Origin of the sequence: Snodgrassella sp. W8135, assembly GCF_016101225.1 — a bacterium.
GTDB classification, from domain to species: domain Bacteria; phylum Pseudomonadota; class Gammaproteobacteria; order Burkholderiales; family Neisseriaceae; genus Snodgrassella; species Snodgrassella alvi.
Window position 1 is genome coordinate 60,522 of the sequence record NZ_JACFQX010000001.1, and the last position, 23,269, is coordinate 83,790.

A 23,269-nucleotide genomic window follows, 5' to 3' on the forward strand; every position below is an offset into this window, starting at 1 on the left:
GGCTACTATAATTAACTTTTTAAGCTGGTTATATCTTGAAAACAACCAGTTTAACCTCATACAAACTAATTACCTTAGTACAGTGCTACCATTTTAGCCATTTGGAAACGACATGCTCAGCTTGTATAACACTTTAACCAGAAGCAAACAAGAATTTACACCGATTAATCCGCACCAGGTGCGTATGTATGTGTGTGGTATGACTGTTTATGATTATTGCCATCTTGGTCATGCCAGAGTAATGATTGTATTTGATCTGGTGGCGCGCTGGTTGCGGGAATTGGGTTATCAGCTTGATTATGTACGTAATATTACTGATATAGACGATAAAATCATTGGCCGTGCCAATGAACGCGGGATTAGTATTACTGAGCTTACCGATTACTATATTCAGGCCATGCACGAAGATGCAGCCGCTTTGGGTGTACTGCCGCCAGACCACGAACCGAGAGCCACGCAATATATCCCGCAAATGATTGCTATGATTGAAGATATCATTGCCAATAATAAGGCTTATATGGCGGATAATGGCGATGTTTTTTATGCGGTACGCGAGTATCCGCAATACGGTCAGTTAAGCGGGAAAAGTCTGGATGATTTGCGTGCCGGAGAACGGGTTGATGTTGACGGACATAAACGGGATCCGTTGGATTTTGTGTTGTGGAAATCAGCCAAGCCGCATGAGCCGGCATGGGACAGCCCGTGGGGCAGAGGACGCCCGGGGTGGCATATTGAATGTTCTGCCATGAGTAAAGCACTACTGGGTAAAAATTTTGATATTCATGGAGGTGGTGCTGATTTACAGTTTCCTCATCATGAAAATGAAATTGCTCAGAGTTGCGGTGCGGAAAAAAACGGGTGCTGTGAAGAGCATAATCATTTTGCCAGCCATGTTAAATATTGGTTACATAATGGATTTATTCGTGTGGATAATGAAAAAATGTCTAAATCACTTGGAAATTTCTTCACTATCCGCGAAGTGTTGCAAAAATACGATGCTGAAGTTGTGCGGTTTTTTATTTTGCGTGCACATTATCGCAGCCCTTTGAACTATTCGGATGCTCATCTGAATGATGCAAAAGGTGCATTAACCCGCTTATATACGGCACTTAAAAATACAGCTGCCGCAGAAGTGGCAGTACATGCTGACTTAAATGATTACACGCGCCGTTTTTATGCAGCCATGAATGATGACTTTGCTACAGTTGAAGCTGTAGCAGTATTGTTTGAGCTGGCTAATGAAATTAATAAAACACATGACGCCAAACTGGCAGGATGTCTGAAAGGGCTGGCAGGTTTACTGGGCTTGTTACAACGTGATCCGGCTGCTTTTCTTCAGGGAGAAGTGGGGGAAACGGTTCAGGGTCTGGATAACGCAGCTATAGAAGCGCTGATAGCTGCACGGCAGCAGGCTCGTGCAGAACGTAACTGGGCTGAATCTGACCGGATTCGTGATGAGCTTATGGCAGCCGGTATTGTATTGGAAGATGGTGCCGGCGGGACTAGCTGGCGTCGTGCCTGAATTTGTATACAGCACAGCCTTAAGTCTCAGACCGGGTGTGTTTTTGTAATGCATTATGGTCTTGACAGCAATGTCAGACTTAAATAGTGGGATGTGAGGAATCTGGTCGTTTCATATCGTTTTAGCTGTGAAGAAGAGTAGCTGCTATATACTGATTCACTTGAAAATCTTATTCATGCGAGTATAATTACCCGATTCTGAACATCCGTTTCAAGAGGTACAGGCACAACCCCTGTGCCCGCCAACCAAGGACGATATTATGAATAACAGTATTCAACCGAACTACCATGATATAACCGTGACTTGCTCTTGCGGTAACACTTTTGTAACTAAATCCGCAATGGAAAAAGATACTTTCAATATCGAAGTATGTTCTGCCTGTCACCCTTTCTACACAGGTAAACAGAAAATCGTTGACTCTACCGGTCGTGTGGATAAGTTCAATCAGAAATACGGCAATATGTTCAAACGTTAATTCTTATTTGCAACATGTTGCACCGAAAAAGACTGCCACCAGGGCAGTCTTTTTTATCAGATAATCTGATGTTGTGTTCAATACAGTAGCAAAAATAGCCAAAAAATTTGAATATTTTACTGGTTTGATTATTTCAAGCGGGTATACATTTACCTTTCATATTACGAAACTCTTTCTTGATAGTTCCGCGCAAAATTGTGAATTTGCATTTTCTGATTCATAGTTAGTAAAAAGCATTGATTTAATCTTGTTTTACCGGGATCGCTGTTTTCTGTTACCTATCCAATTTTAAAATCTGAAAAATACAAATTTTTCTTATTTTTCTTTTATTCAATATATAAAATCGATAAATGCTAACGCTGGCTTAAAGTTTGATTGGTTAATAACCATAACCAGCTTACTAGTACAAAAGGTAAGGTTAATACAGGTATGGCAAACGGCTTCAGTATTGTGGCTAATGCGGCCTGAGTAAGAACAGTAAAGATAATACCGAAGACAATATAAATAATGGTTTTAAAATCCTGATTATTACTGAAAGTAGCCAGTGTGATAGCTGTCAGGATTGCATTAAAAGAATAGAGGCCGAGAGAGATCATTTCTATCTGACTGCCATATAACAGTGCAATACCGATGGCCAGTAAAGAACTGGCCAGTGCATAGATAGCCATTCTGATTGAATTGACTGCCAGTCCCGCCAGAAAAATGACACCTACCAGCGTGCTGTTAAATAAAAATACTTCGGCAATGCCCAGTATACTATCCGGTATTAGATGCAGAAGATTAAAACTTGAAATCTGTGCAGATAATTCCGTAGACGGTTCGCGTATCAGTACTGAGAATGATGGTGTAGCCAACAGATACAGCCATGTAATCAACACAAATGGTATTGTCAGACAGGGTAAGTACCATTGCTGTAATATTGAGCTGAATGCTTGTGTAATAAATACTGATAATATGGCAGCAAGTATGATACTTAGCCATAAATACAGTGAATTTTCGCAGAAAACAGATAAGGCGATACCAATCAGACAGGCATTGAAACCATAAATTCCTTGCAGCCAGGCTTTGCGGTTAAGCTGGTACATGTAAGCTATTGCATTGGCACAGACTACAGCAAGTAAGCAGGCCAGAGCAGTTTGTGGCTTACCGGCACTGTAACTGCCAAATAGTATGCCTATTGAAAAGATTAGCCCGGAAACAGGATTGTTTTGCAACATAACCTGTCCGTAGCTGCGCAGGATAACATCAATAAACTGACAAAGATGATTGGTACTGGTTAACTGATGCCAGTACTGACGTACTGAGGCTGTGTTCATCTGATTTCTCCTTTTTATTTTTACTTTAGCTGAACAAATAAATTACTATCAGCAGCGGTAACTATGAATATTAGAATGATTATAAAAGAGAATAAGCGATAGTTGGGTTGCAGAAGTATAAAAATGTAATTATCCCGTATCTATTTAGGTGAAATACAACCTGTAAGAAGTAATAGATATATATATCAGGGAGTTTGTCTATAACAAAAATTACACGGATGTAATGCTGCTATTGAACAATCTACTGAATAATATTTCAAATATAATCTGGAATAATTAAAACGAATTTCATATGAAATTTATAAAACTAAGCAAATCAGATAAGTTTGATTTATATCTAATGAATAAAGAATAAACCTGAATATTAAGTAATAAAAAATACTAAATATTGTAAGTTAATTTATTTTTTTGTAATAATAATAATTCCCAGTATTAGATATGGAAATAAATATGAAAATTTTGAAAACAGTGTTGTTATTATCCCTGAGCATGATACTTTTTGGGTGTGGTAACTCGAAGCAGGCAGAGCCAAATAAAGCAGGTAGTGAGGCAGTACAGTCAGATGCTAGTAAGTCTGATAACAATAAATTAGATGATGATACTATTCAGAGCTACTTTAGCGAGCTTAAACGGCAACTGCCTATGAGAGTTTCCTCAACTACCCAGCTGGTCGATCTCACTATTGGAAATAATGTAGTAGATTATAAATATGTAGTAACAGGAAATAAAAAAAATTTCTCATCATCTAATGTTCAGAAAATGACTAGTGATAACTTAAAAAATAAATATTGTGAAAATAGAGATCCTGATCTCGTGAAATTAAGAAATTCATTTCCGGATGGCATTAATCATCATTATTATTTTAAAGATGAAGATAAAGAATTATTTAGTGTACATTTAGTACCATCTGATTGTGATGCTAAATAAATTGAAACAGATAATGTGAAAGTAATCATCATAACAGGGTGTTCAGCCCTGTTTTTCTTTTATTATTCATCATTAATTATTTAAACTTTGCCGGTTTTATAGTTTTAAAAGGTTCAGTACCGGAAAACAGGCCGGATACGAAAATCAAAAAACATAAATTGCCAGCAGACTAATTTATATCCGGATATGAAAAATAGTAAAGCTGGCTTTGTAATCTTATAACCAGACTGAATTATTATATTTAGCTATCAGAAAATCATGTACGGTATAGATTATCTATTCCGCTAAAAATAATTCTGAATATCTTCTCTTAATTCCTGGCAGAGGCGGAATGCAGAATCTGCTTAAAACAATTATCAGCAGGGGGATTATCTTTTCTGCCGAATATGCTATTGTTCGAATAGCAGCCGGTATAAAGCCATTTACCTGACTGCTGATTCTGATAACTGGTATGGTTACCAGATTTTTTATGATAAAAATATTTAGCAGGAAAAACTTATGCAGCTACAGCTGAATTCTGTCGGTACACCTTTATTCTATGGCGTATTTATCGTGATTGTCATTGTGATGATTGCAATTGATATGCTTACATTGAAAAAAGAGGGAGTGCATCGGGTTAGTACCAAAGAAGCTCTACTATGGACAACAGTCTGGATTACTGTCTCTCTCGGATTTGCTGCCTGGCTGTATTTTGAGCTGGCACATAATCCTGCCGCCGGTCCGGCTATAGCAGCAGATTCGGTGATGGATTTTCTGACAGGTTATGTTTTGGAAAAATCACTCTCAGTCGATAATATCTTTGTATTTATTCTGATATTCGGTTATTTCAAAGTGCCGGCTGAGTACCAGCATCGTGTTTTGCTTTACGGTGTACTGGGCGCTATTGTACTACGCGCCATTATGGTGGCTCTGGGTGCAGTACTGGTCAGCCGTTTTGAATGGGTATTGTATCTGTTTGGTGTATTCCTGCTTTATAGCGGGATTAAGCTGATGCTGCCTGAAAAGACGGAAGATAAAGGTCTGGCCGATAATCCGCTGATAGGCTGGCTGCACCGGCATATGCGTGTTAGCGGGCAGTTAAACCGGGAAAAATTCTTTACCGTTGAAAACGGTCAGCGTATGGCAACTCCTTTGCTGCTTACTTTGATTGTGATTGAATTAAGTGATGTTGTTTTTGCTGTTGACAGTATTCCGGCAGTATTTGCCGTCACCACTGACCCATTTATTGTTTTTACTTCCAATATCTTTGCGGTACTGGGGCTGCGTGCGATGTATTTTTTACTCGCCAATGTAGTAGAAAAATTTATCTATCTCAAATACGGGCTGGCTGTGGTTTTAACTTTTATTGGCGGCAAAATGCTGGTGGCCAAATGGTGGCATATTCCTTCTTTTGCTTCACTGACTGTCGTGTTTAGTGCTTTAATGATTGCTATACTTGCTTCATGGTGGAAAACCAGACAACAACCATCAGCTTAATTAATAATAGGTGATATTTATTTAAACAGCCTGTTATCTGTTACTGCCATTAACCGGCAAAAACAGATAACGGGCTGAAATTCGAAATTAGCTTAAAAACGATTAAGCTAATTTATTGATGATTTCGCTTACCCGTGCTACGTAGATTTTAACGGTTTCAATATCGCCGCGCGGAATTTCATCTACGCTGGCATCTGCCGGTGTTTGTATCAGCGCTCCTCCAGAGCCTCCGAGTACATTAATATCATTACGGTCTGCTTCTTTGTTATTGGCCGGTAACAGTCCCAGACTTACCCAGATACCGCCGTGCTGTGCGGCCAGTGTCTGCATCCAGAGAAGCGTAACCTGTTTGTCACCGTTAAAACTGGCACTATTGGTAAATCCGCCAAATACTTTATTTTGCCATGCGCGCTCTGCCCACAGTCCTGAAGTGGCATCAGCAAATTTTTTGAATTGCCAGGGTACATTGCCCATATAAGTAGGTGCGGCAAAAATAATCCCTTTGGCGTCGTGAAGCTGTTGCCACTGATCATTGTCCAGATCACCATTAGCATCAATTTCAACCAGTACTGCATCGGTATCTGCAGCAGCTGCTTCAGCTATTTTACGAGTATGGCCGTAACCGGAAAAAACCACTATCGCCAGTTTACTCATTTGTACATCCTTATGAATGATTAAATGTTAAAACAGTTTATGCGTGCTGTGCTGCTACTGCAAGAGAGTTTCAGGAAACAAAAATTTCGATTATTGCCTGCGAAGAAATTATTGAGTGATGCATTATTATCCTTACACATACCAGTTGCTATGGTATTTAGCTAATACACTAATGCACTAAGACAGCATGCTGGAATTTGTTAGTTTACGGTACGCTTGCTGTTGTGGTAAATTATTGTTAAACTCAATTAATACATAATCATGCTAAAGTGATAACAGACAGGAAAATTAATGTTGCCGGTAGCCTGTATCAGGCTTACAAAAGATAATTAACAGCGGCAGCACACATCAGGCACACAACCATTTCTTCATAGTAAACACTGTAATTGTTTCAGAACCTGCCCGTACCGGCGGCACACCAAAAATAGCCAACAGGGCAGTAACCGTGGTGTAACTTTTACTCATGAGAGGTAATTATATGGCGTACGCTAGTACCAATCCTTATACCGAGCAACAGGTAAAGGCATTTTCTGATACTACCGATATTGAGCTGGAAGCAGCATTAAATCATGCTGATGCCGCTTTCCATCAGTGGAAAACTACTACATTTGCCCAGCGTGCGCGTATTCTGCAAAACGCTGCGGATATTCTGCGGGCTAATATTGAAGAATATGCCAGTTTACTCACGCTGGAAATGGGTAAACTGTTTAGTGAAGCTAAAGCAGAAACGGAACTGTCAGCACAGATTCTTGAGTATTATGCAGTTAATGCTGAACGGCAGCTTCAGCCGGAAGTGTTACCGGTTACATCCAATAAAGGTAATCGTGCCCGTATTGAATTTGCTCCGCAGGGTATTATTCTGGCTGTTGAGCCATGGAATTTCCCTTATTACCAGATAGCACGTATTGCAGCCCCGCAACTGGCTGCCGGTAATGTGATTGTGCTGAAACATGCTTCTAATGTACCTCAGTGTGCAGCGAAAATGGAGGCGATGTTCCTTCAGGCCGGTTTAATGGCCGGTGCTTTCCAGAATCTCTATCCAACTCATGCTCAACTGGCCAAAATCATTGCAGATCCGCGTGTACGCGGTGTAGCGCTGACTGGCTCTGAAAGTGCCGGTGCCATTGTTGCCGCTCAGGCCGGAGCCGCAGTGAAAAAATGTACACTCGAACTGGGTGGTGCAGATGCGTTCATCGTACTTAATGACGCAGATATCGAAAAAGCAGCTAAATGGGCTGTCTTCGGACGTCACTGGAATGCCGGTCAGGTATGTGTCAGTGCCAAGCGTATTATTGTAGAAGATGGTGTATACGACCGTTTCCTGAGTTTGTATCGTCAGGGTGTGCAGCAATTGCGCATGGGTGATCCGATGGATGCAGCCACAACACTGGCTCCGCTGTCTTCACGTTCAGCCGTTACTGGTTTACAGCAGCAGCTGGATGAAGCAGTTAAGCTTGGTGCGCACGCTGAGGAAATCCCGCTGGATATGCCTGCTCAGGGCTGTTTCTTCCGGCCGGTTATTCTGACCAATATTCAGCCGGATAATCCGGCACGTCACTGGGAATTCTTTGGTCCGGTTTCTTCAATTTACCGTGCTAAAGATGCAGCACACGCTATCGAGATTGCTAACGATAGCCCGTACGGATTGGGCGGATCTATCTTTACTGCTGACGAAGAACGCGGTGCACAGCTGGCTCAGCAGATTGATACCGGTATGGTATTTATTAATCATCCAACCATGGTAAAAGCTGATTTACCTTTCGGTGGTGTGAAACGTTCCGGATTCGGACGTGAATTACTGGATTTGGGCTTAAAAGAATTTGTTAATGCTAAACTGGTAAGTATTGCCGATATTGACGGTGAATTCTAAGCAGAGCAAATAAAGCAAAACAGGGCTGACAGTGTGCAGCCCTGTTTTTTTATTTCCGGCCGTCAGTAAATTAATTTTTTCTTTATTTTCTCCATTGTGGTTAGCAATCTGTTTTTCGGTTCAGTAAAGTGTTTACCTGGAGAGACATATACGTTACTGAAATGTAATATATATGTAGCATTATGCTAAATTCGGGCTATTGTGTTCTGCTGACAATATTTTCTCAGGTAAAGTGGTGATATCGAGTTTTTATGCATTATCTGATTGATAATAATATTTTATTTCACCATGATGAGCATAAATGTGTACCAGTGATTGAACAGGAGGCCGTATGTTAACCATTATCGCTGCACCCACCAGTCAGGATTTTGCTAATCCGCGCCTGAGTGAAAAGTATACTCAGCCACAGTTTCTTAAACAGAGCGAACAGTTAGTACATTATTGCCGTCAGCTAAGTGTGAAACAGCTGGAGGAATTGATGCACATCAGCCCGCATCTGGCTGAGCTTAATCAGCAGCGTTTTCAGGACTGGCATACGCCATTTACCCCTGATAATGCTTTACAGGCGATTTTTGCCTATAGTGGTGATATTTACACCAGCCTGAAAGTCAGTGATTTATCCCTGCATGAACTGGATTATATGCAAACCGCTGTATGTATTCTTTCCGGTTTGTACGGCATATTGCGTTCGCTGGATTTAATCCAGCCCTACCGCCTGAGTATGAATGTACGTCTGGAGAATCCTAAAGGTATTAATTTGTATCATTTCTGGCATGAAACCCTGACCAGCCATTTGAATCAAATCGAAACTGAAACCATCATTGATTTAGCTTTTGATAATTATTTCAAAGCAATAGATAAGGATAAACTTAAAGCACAGGTAATTAAACCGGTTTTTCTGGATGAAAAAGCGGGTAAATACATGAATGTTAATGCTTATGCGAAAGAAGCCATGGGATTGATGACTCGCTTTATTGTATGCAATAAACTGCACTCACCTAAAATGCTGCATGAATTCAATGAGCATGGTTATCAGTTTGTTGCACATGAATCAAGTGAGGATGAACTGGTGTTCAAACGTTCAGAAAAAACAGCTCAGCAATACCGTAATTAGGCATATTATTCAGTATAGCTGTGCAAAAGCTGCAAAAAAAGCAGAGTAAGTACATAAAAATATGGTACTTGTAGCAAAATTAGGTACAATCGCCGCTTTTACCATCGCAAAGGTGTAACCATGTCTGAATCAACCCCAATCTGCCCGCAATGTGCCAGCGAACAGAATTATTTTGATGGTAGCTTTACTGTCTGCCTGGAATGCGGACACGAATGGGATGCTGCCAGCAATACCGGTTCATCACAAGAGCTTGACGTTAAAGACAGTAACGGTAATCCGTTGTCGACTGGTGACGACGTTATTCTGATTAAAGACCTTAAGCTTAAAGGTAGTAGCACTGTTCTGAAAAAAGGTGCCAAAGCTAAAGGTATTCGTCTGGTTGAAGGCGATCATGAAATTGATTGCAAAATTGACGGCATGAAAATCATGCTTAAAGCGTGCTTTGTGAAAAAGGCCTGATATTTTTTCAAAGAGATACGTACACAAAACCCACCCTGTCTGCCAGTTTATAATTGCAGACAGGGTGGGTTTTGATCTGTGGATAACTAAGTTATCCACATACAGGCACCAATATGCTCTAATTATTGTCAGAAGTTAATCCCGGGTCAACAACCGCATAGATACGGTTGTCCAGAACACTGGCACTGATTCTTTGCATAATGACATTAGCCAGTTCAGTACGATGAATAAAACCATGTACCTCCTGCTGATAAAAACATTTACCTGTGCCAGTAACGTCACCATTAGACAAACCGCCCGGACGCAGAATTTCATAATTCAGCTTACTGGTTTGCAGCCATACCTCTGCCAGAGATTTTTCCCGTACAGCATGCCCGAAAGCAGTTTTTGCGCGTTCAGACATAGTATGCCATGAGTCGCCGCAGCCCAGAGAGGTAACCAGCAGCATCCGGGAGATACCAGCTTGTTCAGCTGTATCAATAATCAGGCGCTGAGCCAGATAATGTGCGCCAGCTGATCCGCCCAGAGTAGAGACAATTATGGTATTGGTGCCGGCAAGCCGGCATATTTCTTTGACACTGGATTCATCGGTAGCATCACCAACCACAGTCTGCACACCCTGCCGGTTTAATTCAGCGGCAAAAGCGGCATCGCGTACCAGTGCCGCGCAGCGCCATTCAGATGATTGCTGTAATGCCAGCTGTAATACCTGATAGCCGGTGCCTTTTTTAGGGCTCACCCCGAACAATAATAGCGTTTTCATCAGTTTTTCCTTAGTCCGGACGGAAACGTTGAGCCAGAATTCTGAATTTATCTAATTGCTGTGCTTTTAATTGTCTTTGTTCATCACGTCCGACAAAAATTTTAAACATAGCTTCACCCTGACGGTTCAGAAAAATAATTCCCGCAGTAGCCATATGCATAAAACTGCGCTCAACAAAAGCGATATGTGCACAGTTTTCTACCCGGATATGCCCGCCGAATGCTTGCTTATGCTGCAAATTAAAATAACCGGCACCATATTTTCCAGCTGGCAGTTCACCGGAAAATTCAGCAATAATATCCGGAGTGTGAACCAGAAAAGTAATTTCACCCCATGTAAGCACTTCCTGCCATACAGTATCAAATTGACTTCCGTCTGTCAGCACTGCATCAGGCATGGCTTCAATTACTGCTGTTAAACTAGTCTGATATTGCCGGGCAATCTGTTCCAGCGTACCTTCCGGGTTACTTTGCATGAAAAGTTTAAGATTATTACTTGCAGACTGTTCAGTCATTTTTATTTCCTTAAATTAAAACTGTTTTGACGCTGAGATATTACGGAGCAGTGGTATGCCCTGGCGCGGATTTTCCGCTTTGGCGCATCTGCATCATTTTTTCCTGTCGCTCAAGATGTTCCGGATTATTCAAAGACAATAGTAATTGCTGCAAAGCCTGTAACAGATTGCTCGACCAGAAACGGCCTGATGGGGTTAGCAACAGACAGCGTGCATCATTGACGAGTAAACCCGCCTGCTGCCATTGTTCCAGTAACGGATCCAATAAGTGAGCCTGTGTTGTCAGTGCAGCTAAATCAACCCGACCCTGTTCTATACCGGCCTGAAGCTGATATAACCATTCTCCTAGTAAAGATTGGCCGGTAAGCATCATCAATGGTTTTTTGCCTTGTTTCAGCCGTGTGTAGTACTCAGCCAGATCGCGTTGCAGCATAAATGACTGACCGCCCAGCCGGCCACCGGCACCGGAGCCAAATGCAAAGAAATCAGCACCCTGCTTAATTAGCAGATTATATAAATTTCGTTCACGTGTGGTTTTAGCCCAATGGCTGTTACTTAGCTGCATCCAGCCCTGCCGGCGTAAAAAAGCTTCACCCTGTAAATAAAAATGACATTTATCCGCTACTGAAGGTAATTCAAGTTGGCCGTTTTCCACCCGCTTAGCCAGCGGTGTGGAAGAAAGCAGATTTAGAGCATACAAATCCACACCATCCAGCGGCAGACCGGCAGCAAGTTCTAAGTCTGTCTGCCAGCTCTGAGGTGTCTGCCCGGGCAATCCAAACATCAGATCGCACACCAGTGCTACACTGTCTTTAGCGGCAATCCGTTCAAATGTTTCTATAATCTGTTCACGTTTGGATAAGCGTCCGAGCTTCTGACGAATATTGGTATCGAAAGTCTGAATACCGATTGAAAACCGGTTTGCACCTGCTTCTATATAACTATCTGTACGTGCCTCATCGAAATCAGAAATTCGTCCTTCAATAGTAATTTCACAATCAGGTGCAAGAGGTAAAGACTGTTTCAGTAAGCTGATTACCCGAGCTAGCTGACCGGCGGGCAGAGCGGATGGTGTACCACCTCCGAAATAAATCGCATGAATGGGTGCAGACTGTAATGCCGGATTGTTGATTTCCAGAGTGATTTCGGTTAGTAAAGCATCAATATATGCTTCAGTATCAAATTTGCGCAGCAAATTCTGGTAAAAGCCACAAAACTGGCAGTGAGTATCACAAAAGGGGATATGAATATAAATCAGCCTTTTATTACCGGTAAGTTCAGTTTGCTGTAATTGTTGCCATTGCTTTTCGATATCTTCCGCAGCCAGTGGCATACTTGCGCGTAATGGCATGACAGCCCAGCGATCCTGAAACGGTAAACCAGAACATGCAGCATAATAACGGCTTAAATCCAATGATTTCATAACACAGACATAAATTGAAAGCTGCAAGAATTAAATAATAATTATTATCATGTGGCAATGGTTTTATGACCATGTATACTTAACAATATCCTGTTTATTGATACATATCAACAGACATGAATATGCCAATAGAAATGTTTATTCTGTAGAATAATTGTGCAAAAACTATTTTATGCGTGCTGGAATTCATCTATCAATGATTAAAAGAATACGGCTGAATCAGATGGTAGTGTGGATAAATTTATCTGTCTGAATTAAAGCTTGATAAGCTTAAAACTGAATTTATAAAAATCAATATTTATTAAAGTTCTGATTTTTGAATTAATTGTATTAATTAAATGGTAATTATATAAACGCTGTATTCTGACTATATATTTAATTGGCAGCAAAATAAATTATTTTTAAAACATATTGGCATAATTTACTAAAAAATCTATGATGATCAATCATTAAACTGAAATCAGGTTAGATCTTCAATGTAAAAAATAATATCTGATAGTTGCCACAGAAAATCTGAAAATAAATTTTCCGGCTAAATTATTTTTGGCAGCAGGTTATCTTTATGGCTGAGGATTATTATTGAATATTCTGAAAATAAATAAAAATTTGATAATCTGAACAGTTAAAACAGGAATTAATAAAGAAAATACTGTATAGTTAACATTTGTAAATTTATTATTCATCCACCGGAAATAAATTATGCAACAAACCCAGTCTGTCCGGCAGATTACCGGATTGCTTATTGGTACCGCAGTTGGTGATGCAATAGGGCTGGCTCGTGAGGGTATTGCTCCTAAGCGAGCCAGACGTATGTTTGGCGATAAAATTCAGCACAGCCTGATTGTCACTCCATGGGGGAGAATAGGGTTATGCAGTGATGATACTGAGCATGCAGCGATGGTGGCACAATGTCTGCTGAGCTGTAAGCTGAATCCGAAGGATTTTAGTGGCCGGCTGGGCAGAGGCATGAGGCGATGGTTTCTGACCATGCCGGCCGGTTTGGGTATGGCTACTTTAAAAGCCTGCCTGAAATTGTGTCTGGGTATAAATCCGGCTAAAAGCGGTAATAATTCTGCCGGTAACGGAGCGGCTATGCGTGCACCGGTTATAGGCTGGTTTTTTGCCGGTAATCCAGACATCATGCGTGAATGCATTCATGCAGCTACCATCATAACTCATACTGATCCGCGTGCTGAAGAAGGCGCATGGGTGATTGCCATGGCTGCCGGCTATGCCAGCCGGCAGCAGTCTGAGGTGTCTGCTGACAGTTTCTTTGCTGAGATTATGCCTGCGCTAAGCGGAGAGCAGCTTATCAGTCACTTGCAACTGGCTCAGCAGAAACTTAAGCAGCAGGCTCAATTGCATGATTATCTGCTGGCGCTGAAACTGGAAAAAAAAGGGATTACTGGCTATATTAACAATACCGTGCCTGCTGTTATCTATGCATGGCTGCGCTATTATGGTGATTACGAACAAACCGTCAGTGCATTAATACATGCGGGCGGGGATACTGATACCACGGCAGCCATTGCCGGCGCTCTTGCCGGTATTTATGCGGGCGAAGCAGGTATTCCAGAACAATGGCTGCAAGGTGTGAAAGAATGGCCAATGAGTGTGGACTATCTGCGCAAACTCTCGGTGGCACTCGCTGACAGAAAACATCATCCGAAACAGATTATCAGTCTGAAACAGCCACCATATGTTTTCTTATTATGCAGAAATATACTTTTTTTCTGCATAATCATGTTGCATGGTTTCAGACGAATGTTACCGCCGTATTAGGCAATAAATACTTTATTGCTGAACCATTAAACAGATAAAAACAGGCCGATGATTTTATAAACACTGTTTCGGTATGGTGTTTTCCTTAACGCCGTTCGGGCAATAACCTACGTTTTGTCCGAGTTTTACTACTACCACATCTTTTATCCGGAAAATACTGCCTTTCTGTGGCCACACAGGTGCGGCATAAACGGTATTTAAATCAGATTTAATATCATCATAGGATGCGGGAATGATAGTGGCAATTTCGGCTTTATTCATAAATGCAGATATTCTTCCGGAATTACCACTATCCCAGTTAAGAAATGAAGCACCAAACATATCTGAATTATTTGGTCTGTTTACGCGTTTAATATCCATCGCACCAAAGAAATATACTTTGACAGGGGCATCCGGAGATACTTTTATTTCTTTGGCGATATCACTGGCAATAAATGAAGCCAGCCGATAATCTTTATTGTAGGCAATATAGTCTGTATAAAATAGGTTACTGGAACAGGCCATACCATATAAAAATGAAAAAGCGGCCACCGCCCATAAATATTTATTTTTTCGAATAATAATAAAACCAATCAATCCTGCAGAGGCAAAGAATACGGCAAAACTGGTCATCGTTCTGGGCGGTAAGCCTTTGCCGACAATAATATTCATACAGAATAAAGTCAGAATACTTAAAAGTACATAAAACCCATATCTGGCTTTTCTTTTTAACGGATGTAGGAGTGGCAAAATTAAAAATACAAACGCAATTAAAAAAGTATTTAATCCATATGGAGCTTTTAAAGTGAAATAACGCTCTATAGAACGTCTAATCTTGTGTAAGCTTTGTCCGGGGGATTCATTAAACCAGGTAACAAGATCGCTTAAATAAGATTCAGTCTGCAGATGATAATAAGTGAGAATTAATTTTCCCAGTGCAAAATACAGTATTAATCCGATAACTGAGGAAATACATAATGCAGCTATCATTTTTAAATGCCGGGTATTTTCTGTACCTCTGACCTCATCGATTAATAAATATGCAATCAGCAATGAATATGGGAAAAAGATTAATGATTGATAAATAGCTATTGAATAACAGATCAGAAAGGCCGGAAAAATTACGGTATGCAGAAAGGAATTTTTTCTGACAATCAAGTATACGGCAACAGATGACAGTAATATTGCTGTGGCCAGTGTGTCACACTGGTTTAGAAACTGTAACTGATAGGCAAACTGTACAGATGAGGCATATAAAACCACAAAGAAAAGCGATTGATTCAGATTTAAACAAAATATTTTGACAATTACCGTGCACGAAGCGGCCAATAAAATAAACGTCAGAATTTCAGTGAAAAAGGGGATAAAAGGTTCCGGATAAATACTGGCTTTCAATAAGGCATGTCCCCATCTGCCAATTGCGACAGTATGCAAAATGTTGTTATTGAATTCTTCATCTATAGACAAAGAAAAATGAGTAAGCTCAAAGCCGAAAATAAAAATATAGATAATCAATGCGGACAAAAAAGAAAATACGGCAATCTGGTTTTTATTATTCTGGTCTGGCTGAAAAATTTGCATTCAATGTCACCCTTATTAAGGTAAAGCTTGTTGTTTAATAATCTATATTTCTCCGGAATATTTGTCGCTGACATAGAATCTTGAATAAACCGGAGCTTTCTTTTCTATGGAGAAATTATAATTCAATTTGATTTAATCAGTTACTCTATATAAGCAGATTGAAGCTAATAAAAACTATTTTTAAAGTAAAAAACAAAATATAAAGTTGATTTGAGGTTTTATGCTAAAAATATAATAAATAAAGCTGGTATTAGATTTTAAATAATTATATGTAATAAAAACGCTGATTATTCAATGAAAATGCAGATTAATTAGGATATTAAGTGGCTCAGGTTTTATTTTAATATATTTTAATTTAAGGAAAATTAAACGCCCTGTTGTTCTTCAACAGGGCGTTTAAGAATTAAAAAGCGTTCACAAGCTATTTATTCTACAGTCACCGATTTCGCCAGATTTCTTGGTTTATCTACATCAGTGCCGCGGGCCAGTGCGGTGTGGTAGGCCAGTAGCTGTACCGGTATGGTGTGTACAATCGGGGAAAGTACGCCCATATGGCGCGGGGTACGGATAACGTGTACGCCTTCATCGGCGCTGAATTCGCTGTCCAGATCGGTGAATACAAAGAGCTCACCGCCGCGTGCGGCTACTTCCTGCATATTGGCTTTGACTTTCTCGAGCAGGCTGTCATTAGGCGCAATCACCACTACAGGCATATTCTGATCTACCAGTGCCAGCGGGCCGTGCTTAAGCTCACCGGCCGGATAAGCTTCGGCATGAATATAGGTAATCTCTTTAAGTTTCAGAGCGCCTTCAAGGGCGATGGGGTAATGAATGCCGCGGCCTAGAAACAGTACGTTATTTTTAGCGGCAAACTGATTTGCCCAGCCGGCAATTTGCGGTTCGAGATTAAGTACATGCTGCACGCTGCCGGGAAGCAGGCGCAGCTCATTGGTATATTGCTCTTCTTCTTCAGGGGTAACCAGTCCGCGCATTTTGCCCAGTGTTACCGCCAGTCCGAACAATGCCACAAGCTGAGTCGTAAAGGCTTTGGTAGAGGCTACACCGATTTCGGCACCGGCGCGGGTATACAGTACCAGTTCACTTTCGCGCGGCAGAGCCGATTCCATTACATTGCAAATAGAAAGGCTGTGCTGCATGCCCAGTGACTGGGCATATTTAAGTGCTTCCATGGTATCAAGTGTTTCACCGGACTGAGAAATCGTGATGACCAGCTGTTCCGGATCGGCAATAACTTTGCGGTAGCGGTATTCACTGGCAATTTCGACGTCTGTCGGTATTTGCGCAATGGCTTCCAGCCAGTAACGTGCAGTGAGTGCGGAGTAGTAGGAGGTACCGCAGGCAAGAATTTTAATGTTACGGATTCGCTTAAAGATGCCGGCAGCACTGGCGCCAAAGTTTTCCGGCTCAAAGCCGCCTACCAGAAATACTTCGGCGGTGTCGGTGATGGCTTTGGGCTGTTCGTGAATTTCTTTTTGCATGAAATGGCTGTACAACCCCAGTTCGAGCGAAGCTAAGGACAGTTCAGACATTTTGATTTCACGTTCTGCCGGCTGATTGTGTTTGTCGAGCAGAATATCAATGCCTTGTGTGGATAGCTGAACAAGGTCGCCATCTTCGAGGAAGACAACACGACGGGTATAAGCAATAACGGCGGAAACATCGGAAGCGATAAAGCTTTCATTTTCACCCAGTGCCACTAACAGCGGACAGCCCATACGCGCAGCCACAAGTTTATCGGGATTGTCTCTGGCAATCACGCCGATGGCATAGGCACCCTGAAAACGTTTGCAGGCAGTTTGTACCGCCTGAAACAGGTTGCCGGTGCTGGTGTGGGTGTATTCGTAATGGATGCTGTGAGCGATGACTTCTGTATCGGTTTGGGATGTGAATTCGTAACCCAGTGCCTGTAGCCGGCTGCGCTCACTTTCAAAGTTTTCGATAATGCCATTATGAACAATGGCAATCATATTGTTAGAAATATGCGGATGGGCGTTGGGTTCGGTAACACCACCGTGTGTTGCCCAGCGGGTGTGACCAATACCCAGTCTGCCTTTGAGTCCGGCAGCCTGAGCGGCTTCTTCCATAAATTTAACGCGGCCGACACGGCGTACGCGCTCAATACCGTCCGGTGTCCATACGGCAATGCCGGAAGAGTCATATCCGCGGTATTCCAGCCGTTCCAAGCCGCTGGTAAGAAATTCTACTACGTTATTCTGTGCGCGAATGGCGCCAACTATGCCACACATGGTTTATCCTTTTTCAACAGGCATGGGTTGCAATGCAATTACGGTTTTTTTACCTGGCTGGAATGCGGCTATTGCGGTTTGCGGGTTATGCCGTGTTGATTCCAGTTTTTGTGTATCGTCTGCCTGATGATGCTGTTTCAGTTTTATTTGAAATGAAGATTGTAATGGAAACGGCGGATTTGTACAGTAAACTTTGTTTACAGCCTGCTGTACAAACAGACAGATATGTTTATGCTAATGGTTTTCAGGATGATGTTGGGTAGATAAATTATCTTTATATATCAGATATTTTATTCATTTGTTCTGTGAGTATCATTAAGTATCTGGTTTAGGGATATGTTGGTGGTATTGATTTATGCCGGCAAATTGTTAATGTGTTTTCACCTGAAAAGACAGTTCTGCATCCAGGTAAGTCAGATTTAAAATTTTTGCTGGTTCAGGCTAAGCGGGTAATCGGAATGGTTCTGTCCGTGCCGGTGACGGCCTGATAAATTTTTCTGGCACCTTCAGGACAAATAAAGCAGTCGCTGCATTTACTTTGCTGACAGGAAGGCTGGTAAGGACCTATCTGGCGGATGATCCCTTTTCTGAGCCAAAAATTAAGCATTTGCTCCATGGCACTTTCCTGTACCTGAAAATGGCGGGATAAATCCTGCAGGCTGGCTTGTCCGATAGTGATAAGGTAGTCACGAATGGCAGTGATAAGCATATCCGGTAGTCCTTTATCTGGGTTGGCTGATGGTTTGTTCCCGCTGTCTGGATAACTGAATGCAAACAGATAGTGATGATTTTGCAAATATCACTATCTGTTCAGGTAAATAAGTTTTGGTAATTAGTAAAAATGCCTGATTACTCAGTGACAGCAGCTGCTTTTGCTGTGCGGGCAGTTTTTCATGGTTATCTGGCAAGTCTGACGCCGGCTGCCGATAAATTTCATGCTGCAAACAACAAGAATAAACAGACAGGCTACTCCGCCAATCCAGTATGCGGCGCTGGTACTGTGACTAAGCTGGTGGTACTGGTAGTAAATGGTGGCACAGCTCCAGCCGGTAAAGAATGTCCAGCCGGCTACAAACAGCATCCAGCGTCCGCCGGCTTCGCGGTAAATGGTACCTAGCGCAGCCGCACACGGTGTATATAGCAGGATGAATATGAGATAGGCCATTGCGGCGGCACTACTGTCGAAGGAGGTTTCCAGTTTGGTTACTGTGCGTCCGGTCATGTCCATATCCTGCTGTACGCTGTCAGCACTCTGATTCAGCGCACTAAACCCCAGAGGATCGAGAAAGGAACCGGCCAGTTCGTTTAAGTTGGCTGGTATGGTGTTCAGGGCTTTGATGACACTGGCCTGAAAATTAAAGGTTTCTTCTCCGCCATCCTCTTCCGCTTTCATAGAGTACAGGGAGTTGAGGGTGGCAATGACGGCTTCTTTGGCAAAGATACCGGTAAATATACCTACCGTAGCCGGCCAGTTTTGTTCATTGATACCCATAGGCGTGAATACCGGGGTAATTTTCTGACTGGAAACCGACAGTACAGACTGGCTGCTGTCATTGTGGCCGAATGAGCCGTCGCTACCCAGTGAGTTAAGCAGGCTGAGAATGGTTACCATGAGTACGATGGCCTGTCCGGCACGGAAAATAAATCCTTTCAGACGTGACCATGTCAGGTAAAGCATGCCGCGCAATGTAGGCAAACGATAAGCGGGCATTTCCATAATAAAAGGGGTAATGTCGCCGGGCAGCAGGGTGTGTTTGAGAATAATACCGGTAAGAATGGCAACACCGATACCGAGCAGATAAAGGATAAAAACCACGGTTGAGGCGTTTTCAGGAAAAAACAAAACAGCAAACAGGGTGTAAACCGGCAGTCTGGCACCACAGGACATAAAAGGTATCATGCTGATAGACATGAGACGGTCACGGGCACAGTCCAGTGTGCGGGTACCCATAATGGCAGGTACACCACAGCCGAAGCCGACCAGCATAGGAACAAAGGCTTTGCCCGGCAGGCCAATGGCACGCATGCCGCGATCGACTACCATTGCGGCACGCGCCAGATAGCCGGAATCTTCGAGAAATGACAGGCACAGAAACATGGCTGCAATAACCGGAATGAATGTGGCCACTGTTTGAATACCACTACCGATTCCGTTGGCCAGAATAGCAATCAGCCACTCGGGAGAGCCGAGTTTGGTGAGCAGGGCGGAGAAGCCATCGACAAATATGGTGCCAAAGAGGATGTCGAAGAAATCGATAAATACAGAGCCGAATTTAACCGCTACCATAAACATCAGGTACATGACCAACAGAAAAAACGGGATGCCGGTATAGCGGCCCAGGGTAATACGGTCAATTTTATCGGATAAGGACAGATTTGCTTCACGCGGCTTTTCAATTGCAGAGCGGCTTAGCTTATCTATGGCGTCATAACGGGCGCTGGCAAGGGCAACGTCGATTTCATGGTTACACCAGTCAGACAAGGCATCACGGCATTGTTGCAGGATATGTTTTTCGGTTTCAGTAAGAGAAACGGGGTTCTGTTTAAGTAATAATTCGATCAGCGCCCACTGGTCGAGCTGGTGTACGGCACTATCGGCCGGAAGCTGAGCCAGATAGTTGCGGATAATGGTGCTTTGTTTGCTACCAAGAGTATCCAGCTCGGGATGGGCTGCTACAGGGGTGGTGATGGCCTGTGCAATTGCCTGTTTAAGTTGCGGTATTCCGGTTTTTCGTGCAGCGGAAATGGGGATAACCGGACAGCCAAGCTGTTTGCTTAGTGTGCTGATGTTGATATTTTCCCCTATGTTATGCAAGGCATCGATCATGTTGAGAACGACCAGCATCGGCCGTTTGAGATCGAGCAACTGGAAAGTCAGGTACAGACTGCGTTGCAGATTAGTGGCGTCGATAATGTTGATGATCAGGCTGTCTGGTTCATTGAGAACAAACTCACGCGCAATCATTTCATCCTGAGAAGCAGCTATGTCGAGATTTTCTATGGCATAGGTACCGGGCAGGTCGATGATTTCTACCTGTTGCTGGTTTATCTGGATACTGCCGGTTTTGCGTTCTACAGTTACCCCGGGCCAGTTTCCTACCTGCTGGCGTGAACCGGTAAGTGCATTGAAAAGCGTACTTTTGCCGCTATTGGGATTGCCGATTAATGCTATTTTCATTGTGTTGCCTCAACTACGCCGATGGCTTGTGCTTCACTGCGCCGCAGGCATAGGTAAAATCCGCGGGTTTTGATTTCCAGTGGATCGCCTAATGGTGCTGTACGGATTACGGTAACGTGGCTGCCGGGCGTAATGCCCATGGCTAACAGACGCCGGCGGAAAGGCAGAGATTCGGGCAACAGTCGGGTTATAACTGCCGGCTGACCAAACGGTAGTTGATCAAGAGTAAGTATTGGCACTGCGGTTGACCTTCAGTAGTAGGTAAGGTGTCTTTGTTATTATTGGGAATCATTTTTATTGTACATGATATTACTTTTGCCTGTTAATTTGCTTGTATGAATGGCTAAGAGAAAATGCTTTGTTTAGTTCTTTTGTGAAGAATATAGTGAATAAAGTGATTATTTTGCGAATTATAATTAGTTTGTGTATTTTTTAAACGCAGATATGTAATGCTTTTGATTAAAGTATGGCGGGTTTGGTGAAACAGATGTAAAGGCAGGAAAGATTAGTGAATAAGATAATCAGCCCGGCAGGCAGAATAGCACTGGCGGGCTGATAAAGAGATTATTTCTCGTTGTTTTTTTCTGGTCGCTGCCATTCTGACAAAGTTGTCTGGCGACTGCGTGACAGTGTCAGTTTGTCTGGCGGACAGTTCCTGCTCAGAGTACTGCCGGCACCGGTAGTGGCACGGTCACCTATGGTGATGGGCGCAATAAGCATATTGCCGGAACCGATGCGGACATGATTACCAATGGTAGTACGGTATTTGTTAACTCCGTCATAATTACAGGTAATGGTACCGGCGCCAATGTTGCTGTTTTCGCCAATAGTGGCATCGCCCAGATAGGTAAGATGATTGGCTTTGCTGCCATAGCCAATGGTGCTGTTTTTAACTTCGACAAAATTACCGATATGCACTGCGTCACCAATCTGTGCCTGCGGTCGCAGGCGTGCAAACGGACCAACCCGGGCATCGCTGCCAATATTGCAGTTTTCCAGATGGGAATTGGGGTGAATGATGGTACCGGAGCCGATGGTGGCGTTTTTAATCACACAATTGGCACCAATGGAAACGTTGTCACCGAGATCTACACTCCCTTCCAGAATGACATTAATGTCGATTATTACGTCTTGTCCGTGGGTTAGCTGTCCGCGTAAGTCGAAACGGGCAGGGTCACGCAGGGTTACGCCAGCCTGAAGCAGTGCCGTAGCCTGCTGCTGTTGCAGGATGCGCTCCAGCTGTGCCAGTTGCAGTTTGTTATTAACGCCGGCTGCCAGCCATGATGCACGCACTTGCAGCGGATGAACGGGAATATTGTCCTGCCGGGCCAGTGCAATGACATCAGTCAGGTAGTATTCTTGCTGACTATTGTTATTTTGCAACGCATTGAGCCATTGGGTCAGCTGACAATTGGGCAGTACAAAGATACCGGTATTGGTTTCGCAAATGGCTTTTTCTTCTGCGCTGGCATCTTTTTCTTCGACAATGGCGACAACATTGCCATGTTGACGGATGATGCGGCCATAGCCGGACGGATTATCGAGAACGTCGGTCAGTAATCCTACGTCTTTACCGGCGGTGCTGAGTAATTCTTCCAGTGTTTGCTGATCGATAAGAGGTACATCACCATACAGAATCAGAGTCCGTCCGCTGTCGGATAAATATGGCAGAGCCATTTTGACTGCATGGCCGGTACCCAGTTGCTGGTCTTGTTCCACCCAGCACACGTCTGCCTGAATTCGCTCCCGTACCAGCTCTTTGCCGTGACCAATAACGACGGTGATATTGTCCGGATGCAGACTTTGTGCGGTGTTAATAACGCGTTCCAGCATGCTGATGCCGCCGATTTCATGCAGAACTTTGGGCAGGCGTGAATACATCCGGGTACCTTTGCCGGCTGCAAGGATGACGATATTTAAGGGTGAATTAGCCATAAATTTGTATATATTAAGATGTGAAAACGGGCTG

The 23,269-nt window shown here is 42.8% G+C and carries 20 protein-coding genes; 9 read left to right on the forward strand and 11 right to left on the reverse strand.

What is annotated here, in order from left to right:
• The first annotated feature begins 112 nt into the window (after positions 1–112).
• Together cysS and rpmE are read left to right on the forward strand one after the other, a co-directional pair.
• Positions 113–1,522 carry a cysteine--tRNA ligase gene (cysS, locus tag H3T75_RS00230; RefSeq protein WP_198210728.1) on the forward strand — a complete coding sequence of 470 codons (1,410 nt, stop codon included), beginning with the start codon at positions 113–115 and terminating at the stop codon, positions 1,520–1,522.
• A gap of 259 nt (positions 1,523–1,781) precedes the next feature.
• Positions 1,782–1,997 carry a 50S ribosomal protein L31 gene (gene rpmE / locus H3T75_RS00235; protein ID WP_037394224.1) on the forward strand — a complete coding sequence of 72 codons (216 nt, stop codon included), beginning with the start codon at positions 1,782–1,784 and terminating at the stop codon, positions 1,995–1,997.
• Between the two features lie 353 nt (positions 1,998–2,350).
• Here the strand turns inward: rpmE and H3T75_RS00240 are convergent, their stop codons facing one another.
• Complete coding sequence (locus tag H3T75_RS00240) at positions 2,351–3,313, reverse strand: urea transporter (RefSeq protein WP_198210729.1); 963 nt, start codon at positions 3,311–3,313, stop codon at positions 2,351–2,353.
• A 450-nt stretch (positions 3,314–3,763) separates the two neighbouring features.
• Between H3T75_RS00240 and H3T75_RS00245 the strand changes: the two genes are divergently transcribed.
• A complete protein-coding gene (locus H3T75_RS00245) occupies positions 3,764–4,240 on the forward strand; it encodes a hypothetical protein (RefSeq protein ID WP_025331536.1) in 477 nt (158 codons plus the stop codon).
• A 498-nt stretch (positions 4,241–4,738) separates the two neighbouring features.
• Positions 4,739–5,716: a TerC family protein gene (locus H3T75_RS00250; RefSeq protein ID WP_084586011.1), complete on the forward strand. Its 978-nt coding sequence runs from the start codon at positions 4,739–4,741 to the stop codon at positions 5,714–5,716.
• A gap of 102 nt (positions 5,717–5,818) precedes the next feature.
• Here H3T75_RS00250 and H3T75_RS00255 read toward each other — a convergent pair whose 3' ends face one another.
• Positions 5,819–6,370, reverse strand: a complete 552-nt coding sequence (locus H3T75_RS00255; protein WP_025331534.1) for a flavodoxin family protein — start codon at positions 6,368–6,370, stop codon at positions 5,819–5,821.
• A gap of 478 nt (positions 6,371–6,848) precedes the next feature.
• Between H3T75_RS00255 and H3T75_RS00260 the strand changes: the two genes are divergently transcribed.
• The 3 genes from H3T75_RS00260 to H3T75_RS00270 all read left to right on the forward strand — a co-directional run bounded on the left by H3T75_RS00260 (position 6,849) and on the right by H3T75_RS00270 (position 9,813).
• Positions 6,849–8,240 carry an NAD-dependent succinate-semialdehyde dehydrogenase gene (locus H3T75_RS00260; RefSeq protein WP_025331533.1) on the forward strand — a complete coding sequence of 464 codons (1,392 nt, stop codon included), beginning with the start codon at positions 6,849–6,851 and terminating at the stop codon, positions 8,238–8,240.
• 331 nt (positions 8,241–8,571) lie between these two features.
• Complete coding sequence (yaaA, locus tag H3T75_RS00265) at positions 8,572–9,354, forward strand: peroxide stress protein YaaA (RefSeq protein WP_198210730.1); 783 nt, start codon at positions 8,572–8,574, stop codon at positions 9,352–9,354.
• Positions 9,355–9,474: 120 nt separating this feature from the next.
• Positions 9,475–9,813, forward strand: a complete 339-nt coding sequence (locus H3T75_RS00270) for a zinc ribbon domain-containing protein YjdM (RefSeq protein ID WP_025331531.1) — start codon at positions 9,475–9,477, stop codon at positions 9,811–9,813.
• Positions 9,814–9,931: 118 nt separating this feature from the next.
• Here the strand turns inward: H3T75_RS00270 and H3T75_RS00275 are convergent, their stop codons facing one another.
• Genes H3T75_RS00275 through hutW form a run of 3 tightly spaced genes read right to left on the reverse strand, consistent with a single transcriptional unit; the run spans position 9,932 to position 12,513 of the window.
• Positions 9,932–10,576, reverse strand: coding sequence for an NAD(P)H-binding protein (locus H3T75_RS00275; protein WP_084547273.1), 645 nt, complete (start codon positions 10,574–10,576; stop codon positions 9,932–9,934).
• Positions 10,577–10,586: 10 nt separating this feature from the next.
• Positions 10,587–11,090: a heme utilization cystosolic carrier protein HutX gene (gene hutX / locus H3T75_RS00280; RefSeq protein WP_198210731.1), complete on the reverse strand. Its 504-nt coding sequence runs from the start codon at positions 11,088–11,090 to the stop codon at positions 10,587–10,589.
• 40 nt (positions 11,091–11,130) lie between these two features.
• Positions 11,131–12,513, reverse strand: coding sequence for a heme anaerobic degradation radical SAM methyltransferase ChuW/HutW (hutW, locus tag H3T75_RS00285; protein ID WP_198210732.1), 1,383 nt, complete (start codon positions 12,511–12,513; stop codon positions 11,131–11,133).
• Positions 12,514–13,212: 699 nt separating this feature from the next.
• Here hutW and H3T75_RS00290 point away from each other — a divergent pair.
• Complete coding sequence (locus H3T75_RS00290; RefSeq protein ID WP_198210733.1) at positions 13,213–14,295, forward strand: ADP-ribosylglycohydrolase family protein; 1,083 nt, start codon at positions 13,213–13,215, stop codon at positions 14,293–14,295.
• A gap of 54 nt (positions 14,296–14,349) precedes the next feature.
• Here the strand turns inward: H3T75_RS00290 and H3T75_RS00295 are convergent, their stop codons facing one another.
• Both H3T75_RS00295 and glmS read right to left on the reverse strand, forming a co-directional pair.
• Entirely contained in the window at positions 14,350–15,855 is a 1,506-nt protein-coding gene (locus H3T75_RS00295) for a glucosyltransferase domain-containing protein (RefSeq protein ID WP_198210734.1), read from the reverse strand.
• A 425-nt stretch (positions 15,856–16,280) separates the two neighbouring features.
• The gene (glmS, locus tag H3T75_RS00300; protein ID WP_084550106.1) at positions 16,281–18,122 is read right to left on the reverse strand and encodes a glutamine--fructose-6-phosphate transaminase (isomerizing); all 1,842 of its coding nucleotides are present in this window, start codon (positions 18,120–18,122) and stop codon (positions 16,281–16,283) included.
• 92 nt (positions 18,123–18,214) lie between these two features.
• On the opposite strand from glmS, the gene H3T75_RS00305 reads away from it, so the two are divergent.
• Positions 18,215–18,385 carry a hypothetical protein gene (locus H3T75_RS00305; protein ID WP_172397542.1) on the forward strand — a complete coding sequence of 57 codons (171 nt, stop codon included), beginning with the start codon at positions 18,215–18,217 and terminating at the stop codon, positions 18,383–18,385.
• A 173-nt stretch (positions 18,386–18,558) separates the two neighbouring features.
• Here H3T75_RS00305 and H3T75_RS00310 read toward each other — a convergent pair whose 3' ends face one another.
• From H3T75_RS00310 to glmU, 4 genes are all read right to left on the reverse strand, one after another.
• The gene (locus H3T75_RS00310) at positions 18,559–18,918 is read right to left on the reverse strand and encodes a FeoC-like transcriptional regulator (protein ID WP_084564873.1); all 360 of its coding nucleotides are present in this window, start codon (positions 18,916–18,918) and stop codon (positions 18,559–18,561) included.
• A 57-nt stretch (positions 18,919–18,975) separates the two neighbouring features.
• On the reverse strand, positions 18,976–21,300 hold the full coding sequence (feoB, locus tag H3T75_RS00315; protein WP_198210735.1) for a Fe(2+) transporter permease subunit FeoB: 2,325 nt from the start codon (positions 21,298–21,300) through the stop codon (positions 18,976–18,978).
• Positions 21,297–21,539: a FeoA family protein gene (locus H3T75_RS00320; protein WP_051506485.1), complete on the reverse strand. Its 243-nt coding sequence runs from the start codon at positions 21,537–21,539 to the stop codon at positions 21,297–21,299. The genes feoB and H3T75_RS00320 overlap by 4 nt, the downstream gene beginning before the upstream one ends.
• A gap of 325 nt (positions 21,540–21,864) precedes the next feature.
• Positions 21,865–23,235 carry a bifunctional UDP-N-acetylglucosamine diphosphorylase/glucosamine-1-phosphate N-acetyltransferase GlmU gene (gene glmU / locus H3T75_RS00325; RefSeq protein ID WP_198210736.1) on the reverse strand — a complete coding sequence of 457 codons (1,371 nt, stop codon included), beginning with the start codon at positions 23,233–23,235 and terminating at the stop codon, positions 21,865–21,867.
• Between the last annotated feature and the right edge of the window lie 34 nt (positions 23,236–23,269).

What these genes read in the sequence shown, in the direction of transcription:
- cysS (WP_198210728.1), top strand. Translation starts at nt 113, where the DNA reads ATGCTCAGCTTGTATAACACTTTAACCAGAAGCAAACAAGAATTTACA.
- rpmE (WP_037394224.1), top strand. Translation starts at nt 1,782, where the DNA reads ATGAATAACAGTATTCAACCGAACTACCATGATATAACCGTGACTTGC.
- H3T75_RS00240 (WP_198210729.1), bottom strand. Translation starts at nt 3,313, where the DNA reads ATGAACACAGCCTCAGTACGTCAGTACTGGCATCAGTTAACCAGTACC.
- H3T75_RS00245 (WP_025331536.1), top strand. Translation starts at nt 3,764, where the DNA reads ATGAAAATTTTGAAAACAGTGTTGTTATTATCCCTGAGCATGATACTT.
- H3T75_RS00250 (WP_084586011.1), top strand. Translation starts at nt 4,739, where the DNA reads ATGCAGCTACAGCTGAATTCTGTCGGTACACCTTTATTCTATGGCGTA.
- H3T75_RS00255 (WP_025331534.1), bottom strand. Translation starts at nt 6,370, where the DNA reads ATGAGTAAACTGGCGATAGTGGTTTTTTCCGGTTACGGCCATACTCGT.
- H3T75_RS00260 (WP_025331533.1), top strand. Translation starts at nt 6,849, where the DNA reads ATGGCGTACGCTAGTACCAATCCTTATACCGAGCAACAGGTAAAGGCA.
- yaaA (WP_198210730.1), top strand. Translation starts at nt 8,572, where the DNA reads ATGTTAACCATTATCGCTGCACCCACCAGTCAGGATTTTGCTAATCCG.
- H3T75_RS00270 (WP_025331531.1), top strand. Translation starts at nt 9,475, where the DNA reads ATGTCTGAATCAACCCCAATCTGCCCGCAATGTGCCAGCGAACAGAAT.
- H3T75_RS00275 (WP_084547273.1), bottom strand. Translation starts at nt 10,576, where the DNA reads ATGAAAACGCTATTATTGTTCGGGGTGAGCCCTAAAAAAGGCACCGGC.
- hutX (WP_198210731.1), bottom strand. Translation starts at nt 11,090, where the DNA reads ATGACTGAACAGTCTGCAAGTAATAATCTTAAACTTTTCATGCAAAGT.
- hutW (WP_198210732.1), bottom strand. Translation starts at nt 12,513, where the DNA reads ATGAAATCATTGGATTTAAGCCGTTATTATGCTGCATGTTCTGGTTTA.
- H3T75_RS00290 (WP_198210733.1), top strand. Translation starts at nt 13,213, where the DNA reads ATGCAACAAACCCAGTCTGTCCGGCAGATTACCGGATTGCTTATTGGT.
- H3T75_RS00295 (WP_198210734.1), bottom strand. Translation starts at nt 15,855, where the DNA reads ATGCAAATTTTTCAGCCAGACCAGAATAATAAAAACCAGATTGCCGTA.
- glmS (WP_084550106.1), bottom strand. Translation starts at nt 18,122, where the DNA reads ATGTGTGGCATAGTTGGCGCCATTCGCGCACAGAATAACGTAGTAGAA.
- feoB (WP_198210735.1), bottom strand. Translation starts at nt 21,300, where the DNA reads ATGAAAATAGCATTAATCGGCAATCCCAATAGCGGCAAAAGTACGCTT.
- glmU (WP_198210736.1), bottom strand. Translation starts at nt 23,235, where the DNA reads ATGGCTAATTCACCCTTAAATATCGTCATCCTTGCAGCCGGCAAAGGT.